Annotated in this window: 5 protein-coding genes; 4 read left to right on the forward strand and 1 reads right to left on the reverse strand. The window is 55.3% G+C overall.

Translation table 11 applies throughout. The features are described 5' to 3' along the window. The 3 genes from AC1DVH_RS25475 to AC1DVH_RS25485 all read left to right on the forward strand — a co-directional run. Window positions 1–585 (forward strand): class I adenylate-forming enzyme family protein (locus AC1DVH_RS25475; protein ID WP_477756135.1); only part of this gene is annotated, 585 nt, incomplete at its 5' end. A 32-nt stretch (window positions 586–617) separates the two neighbouring features. After that, the gene (locus AC1DVH_RS25480; protein ID WP_477756136.1) at window positions 618–1595 is read left to right on the forward strand and encodes a class I SAM-dependent methyltransferase; all 978 of its coding nucleotides are present in this window, start codon (window positions 618–620) and stop codon (window positions 1593–1595) included. Beyond that, the gene (locus AC1DVH_RS25485) at window positions 1595–2824 is read left to right on the forward strand and encodes an acyl-CoA dehydrogenase family protein (RefSeq protein ID WP_477756137.1); all 1230 of its coding nucleotides are present in this window, start codon (window positions 1595–1597) and stop codon (window positions 2822–2824) included. The genes AC1DVH_RS25480 and AC1DVH_RS25485 overlap by 1 nt, the downstream gene beginning before the upstream one ends. 236 nt (window positions 2825–3060) lie before the next feature. Here the strand turns inward: AC1DVH_RS25485 and AC1DVH_RS25490 are convergent, their stop codons facing one another. Further along, on the reverse strand, window positions 3061–3975 hold the full coding sequence (locus AC1DVH_RS25490; RefSeq protein ID WP_477756138.1) for a LysR family transcriptional regulator: 915 nt from the start codon (window positions 3973–3975) through the stop codon (window positions 3061–3063). A 127-nt stretch (window positions 3976–4102) separates the two neighbouring features. Between AC1DVH_RS25490 and lysA the strand changes: the two genes are divergently transcribed. Continuing rightward, on the forward strand, window positions 4103–5341 hold the full coding sequence (gene lysA, locus AC1DVH_RS25495) for a diaminopimelate decarboxylase (RefSeq protein ID WP_477756139.1): 1239 nt from the start codon (window positions 4103–4105) through the stop codon (window positions 5339–5341). The last annotated feature ends 169 nt before the right edge of the window (window positions 5342–5510 follow it).

Raw genomic sequence — 5510 nt, forward strand, 5'->3', positions numbered from 1 at the left:
GAGCAACTTGATCAACGCCCCGGCTCGGTGGGTAAGGCGATTGCCGGGGTTAACGTATTCCTGGTTGACGATGCCGGGCAACTGATTACCCGGCCTGATTGTGTGGGAGAACTTGTGGTCGCGGGTGATTTGGTCATGCTCGGTTACTGGAACAAACCAGAACTGACCCGCCAGGTCGTTAAAAACAATCTGTTCGGTGAAGCGCGGGTTTACTTCACCGGTGACCTGTTCAAACGGGACAGTGAACAGTATCTCTATTTCGTCGGTAGAAAAGACAACGTATTTACGCGGCGGACTTTTCAGGTGAACCCCCGGGAAATCGAGCATGTGATCGTCGCTCATGAAGCCGTGAGCGAAGCGGTTGTGATCCCCGTCCCTGACGAAGTGGCCGGTCAGGTTCCGAAGGCCTGCGTGGTATTGAAAGAAGGCCATGAGTTGTCCGCTGATGCGCTCATCCAGTACTGCGCCACGCAGCTGGATTGGTACATGGTGCCCGCCATTGTCAGTTTTCATGCGGCGTTGCCCCGCAACCTCAACGGCAAAACCACGGCGCATCTCCTGGCCGCCGGCGCTATCGCAATTTAATAAACACTTAACGCGTAAATGGAATTACGGAAATGACCACAGATTCAAACCCTGCGTTTGTCGATTCTGCGATGAACAAACTGGCCGATTATTTTGACGATCTGGCAAACGGGAAGGTCCAGGTGCCCAGGCAGGCTGTGACAACCAGAATTCGTGAGCGTATCCAGGACGATGATGTCAGGGCCTACCATGATTTGCTGGTGACGCAGACGGGGCCGCTTTTCTCGCACTTCCTGGCCAGTGTGCCGGGGATTGTGGAAGAGCTTTCACGCATCGGTGTGGCGCTCGACCGATATACCCGTGAGCGACGAAAAAAAGACGATCGAAACTTTTCCCTGTGGGAAATCGATGCGTTTGACGGGAGCAGTGCAAGGACCCTGGCGAAGTATTCCAATGGGGCCATCAGAACCCTGACCAATTCTCCGAACAARGCCAACCAGCAACATTTCGACGCCCACACCGACAAGGAAATCTCTGCATTTTATTCGGGGTCATTTCTTCAGATCACAGAGGATATCGTGGCGGACGCCTTAGGCGTCGACTCGCTGTTTTGCGGAGTCGACTACCTCTATGAGATGGCGGCCTTTCAATTCTATGGCAGAAACAGGGATGAGCACCTGAAGTTCGTTTCCCGCTTTTTGCGAGAGGATGGCCTCGCTTTCTTTCTGGAAAAATGCAATCAGAGCGACATCCAAGAGTATGAGCGACGGGCGCGGGTAAAGGACGAACAGCACAAGTCTCATTATTTTTCCGAGGCGCAGATAGCCTGGAAAAGGGAGGCCATGTTAGTGCAGATGGAAAACGGTCAGATCCTTTTCTCTGATTTCGTCGAAGCCGCGTCCCGCTATTTTTCTCATATCTATGTCATCTGGAACGGCACCAATTTCTATGAGTTTGTCGCGTCCAATGACGAAAACTGCATCCGCAGGTTCATCGAACTGCTAGGCGAGCCCTTTATCCCCGAAGGGTTCTGCTTCGAGTCTCCGGTTGTCAGGAAACTTTGTCCCTAATGCTGATTGTCGAGGTAACGAAGTTCATGGACTGGATGGCTAACCTGTCATTGGAACATCATGAAACCTGCGATCGCGCGCGAAAACTGCTTGGCCGGTGGCGGGCCCGTGCCGCTGAAACCGAACAGGCTCGCTGTGTTTCGCAGCAGACGGTGGAGGAATTACTTGCAGAAGGGCTTATGCAGTTGTTTGTGCCTGGACGCTATGGTGGGCTGCAGCGCGATTGGCCAACCCTGGTTGAAACCTCCCGAATTGCCGCACGCGCTTGTCCGTCGACCGGTTGGATGATAGGTCTGGTGGGCAGCCATGCGGCGATTGTCGGGCGGCTTCCTCCCACCTGTCAGGAGCAGGTCTTTGCCGATGGCGCCGGGCAAATCATTGCGACTGCTTCCGTGTCCAAAGGGGTCTCGATCCTGAAGCAAGACGGTGGTTTTCGTATCGGCGGAACCTGGCGTTTCAGTTCAGGGATCGATCATGCCAACTGGGTGATCGTGTCCGGCAAGGATCCTYGTGGCGCATCGTTCGGCCAAACGCTGTTGTTCACGCTCCGCACGGATCAGGTTCAGATCGAGGATGTCTGGCACGTTGCTGGAATGTGCGGTACCGGATCAAAAGACCTGCGGCTGGATGATGTCTTTGTGCCGGATGCTTGGGTCGTCTCGCAATCCGAGTGTTTCGGCCCGGCACCGGCAGGCGCCAGGCACAATCCGGACGGCTACCTGTTTGATGTGGAGTTCATTCCGTATCTGGGCAGTCTGCACATCGGCCCGGTGCTTGGCTGCGCGGAGGGGGCCTACGACGACTGCATTGCAGCACTGCGAAAGCATGAACCCACGAAGGAGGGCGGGGCATTAAAGGCTCGGCCAATATGGCTGGAGCGACTCGCGGAGAGTGCTGCGGAGTTGAGCTGCGCCAGACACCTTTACCAAGCCATTACCTTTTTACTCCATAGCGCAGGTGTCGCCCGCAGGTCACTGTCTCTGCAAGAGTTGGTCACCCTCAAGCGCGATCGTGCGTATCTGATTCGGTTGTGCGTGCAGGCCGTGCAACGGCTGGTGTGGCAAATGGGGACTGCGGCGATTTTTGATGCGAGTCCGGTGCAACGGCACTGGCGTGACATTCAGGTGATGGCGTCCCATATGGATGTGAATTGGGATGCCGCCATGCTTGCTTATGGGGATTTTGTGCTGGATCCGCGCCAAGGTGATGCATTAGCGAGAACACTCTGAATTGCGCACTGGGGCGAGAGGGTGATCCGTCCCGGTATCCGACATTGCTTCGCGCGTACACAACGCTCGAAATCCTTGCCGAAAAGAAGATTCTTCATTACGGCCAACTGCTAGATATCGTACAGCCTGAGAGGTAGAACGCTTTGTTCGGATCACACCGAGTCCGCGATGTACTCACGCAGCCATTGATGCGCGGGGTCATGATGGGAGCGCTCATGCTAGAGCATGGCTATCTTTTAACTGGAACCCTCTAGTGCATTGGCAAGACACAGCGCCTCATCGCTCAACGACTTGCAGAAGGCATCGACGAAGATAGAGGAGGGCCGATAATCAGGCCTGATCAACATAACGCGATAGGGAATGGACACATTGATCGGCCGAATGGCCAATCCTCTGCCTGATTCCTCCACGGCGGTCAAAGGGTTGATAATCGCCACCCCCAACTGTTGCCTGACCATGGCACAGACCGATGCGGCGTTGGTTGTTTCGATGACGGTATGCCGTTCGACTCCGGCCTGACGAAAGTGCTCATCGAGCGTCTGACGATAGATGTCCAGACCCGAAAAGTTGATGAAATCGACACCGCGAAAATCTTCCATTACGAGCAGCGGCCTGGACAGCAAAGAGTGACCCTCTGGCAGTATGCAGACCATGTCGGAACAAAAGAGCAATTCCCCTTGGGTGCCTCGAGGTACATGCTCACCCTCGGTCAATCCGAGGTCGTAACGCTGGGCGCTGAGTGACTCTTCCAGTAAGGGGGATTCCTGTGCAGCAATGCTCAAGCCTATGCCGACATGCTGTTGCTGAAAGTGCTTACAGACCTTGGGCAACAGCGTCTGGGAAAACAACGGAAGGCAGGCGACGCTCAGTTGGCCATGTTCGAAGCGACGGATCGACTGTGCAACGCTGTTGATTCGTTCCAACCCGATGTAGGAACGTTCAACTTCTTCGAGCAGCATAATGGCCTGAGCCGTCGGTACCAACCTCCCTCCCTCTCGATCAAACAGCCGAAGGCCAGAGATGCTTTCAAGCCGCGCCAGTTCCCGACTGACCGTGGGTTGGGAAGTAAATAGTAAGCGGGCCGCTCCGGTGACGCTCCCCGCCTGCATGATGGCGCGGAAGACTTCGATATGCCGTATGGAAATTCCCACACCTGGCCTCCGTCAGTTGATCAAGGCCTATATCAAAACTGAATCGACTAGCAAAGAATAGATATTTTATTGAATGCTGAATGGTCGACATGATGGCTTCTCTCTTTACTTCAGATTGAATACCTCCATGCCCAACCATTCCGTTTTCCAGCAATTAGCCGAGACTGCGAGACAGCACGGCACCCCGCTCTGGTGTTATGACGCGAAGACCATCAGGGCACGCATCGACCAACTGCAAGGCTTCGATGTCATTCGATACGCGCAAAAAGCCTGTTCCAACCTGCATATTCTCCGGTTGATCCGCGAACAAGGCGTGCGGATCGATGCCGTATCACTGGGTGAAATCGAGCGGGCGCTGCTCGCTGGATACAGCCCTGCCGGCGACCCGGCAGGCATTGTTCTGACTTGTGATCTGTTCGATGAAGCGACATTGCGACGCGTCGTCGAACTGAACATTGAGGTCAACACCGGCTCGATTGATATGCTCCGCCAATTGGGCCAACAGTCTCCCGGCCATCGCGTCTGGCTGCGGATCAATCCAGGGTTCGGCCATGGCCACAGCCGCAAGACCAATACCGGTGGTGAAAACAGCAAGCATGGGATCTGGCATGACCAGGTTCAAGAAGCGCTCAGCGTGATTCGGCAATTCGGGCTGAAGCTGGTGGGATTGCACATGCATATCGGTTCAGGTGTGGATTACGCGCACCTTGAGCAAGTGGGCTGTGCCATGGTCTCGGCCGTGAGGGCACTCGACCACGATATCGAAGCTTTCTCCATAGGCGGGGGGCTTTCCACGCCTTATCGTGTGGGGGATGAACCGGTGGATATCCAGCGTTATGCGAACGCATGGCGCCAGGCCAGACAGGACATCGAGGCTTTTCTCGCTCACCCGGTACGGATGGAGATCGAGCCCGGTCGCTTCCTGGTAGCCGAGTCAGGCTATTTGGTTACCGAAGTCCGCGCGGTCAAAAAAGTCGGTAGCCAAAACTTCATCCTGGTGAACGCCGGCTTCAATGACCTGATGCGGCCAGCCCTCTATGGCGCCTATCACCACATGACCTTGCTGGACTCCCAAGGTGTCCCGGTCAGTCGTCCGGAGCACCTCTGTGTAGTGGGAGGTCCCCTGTGCGAATCCGGCGATATTTTTACGCAGGATGAACAGGGCGTCACACCCCGTTTGTTACCTGAAGCGCAGGTTGGCGACTTGCTGGTCATGCACGATACCGGCGCGTACGGCGCCTCCATGTCATCCAATTACAACAGCCGCACACTGTTGCCGGAAGTGTTGATCGAGCAAGGGCAAGCTAAATTGATTCGACGTCCCCAGCCGTTGTCGGACTTGCTGGCCTTGGAGTTGGGGCTTTAAAGCCAAGTGGTGATCGAAACCGATCTATCAATGAGCTGCGAATCTCTCCATGCTTGCGCCCCCCCCTCATACAACGCGACACCTGCGCTTCCTGCCGTGCAAAAAGGCGGAACGGGAAACGAAACTCACATCTAGCGTCGCGTTCCAGTCGTACCATTGGAAAAGCTCA

The organism is Pseudomonas sp. P4_C3, from assembly GCF_056402075.1.

Bases quoted from the DNA above. Each gene is read 5' to 3' on its own strand.
- lysA (WP_477756139.1), top strand. From the start codon at position 4,103: ATGCCCAACCATTCCGTTTTCCAGCAATTAGCCGAGACTGCGAGACAG.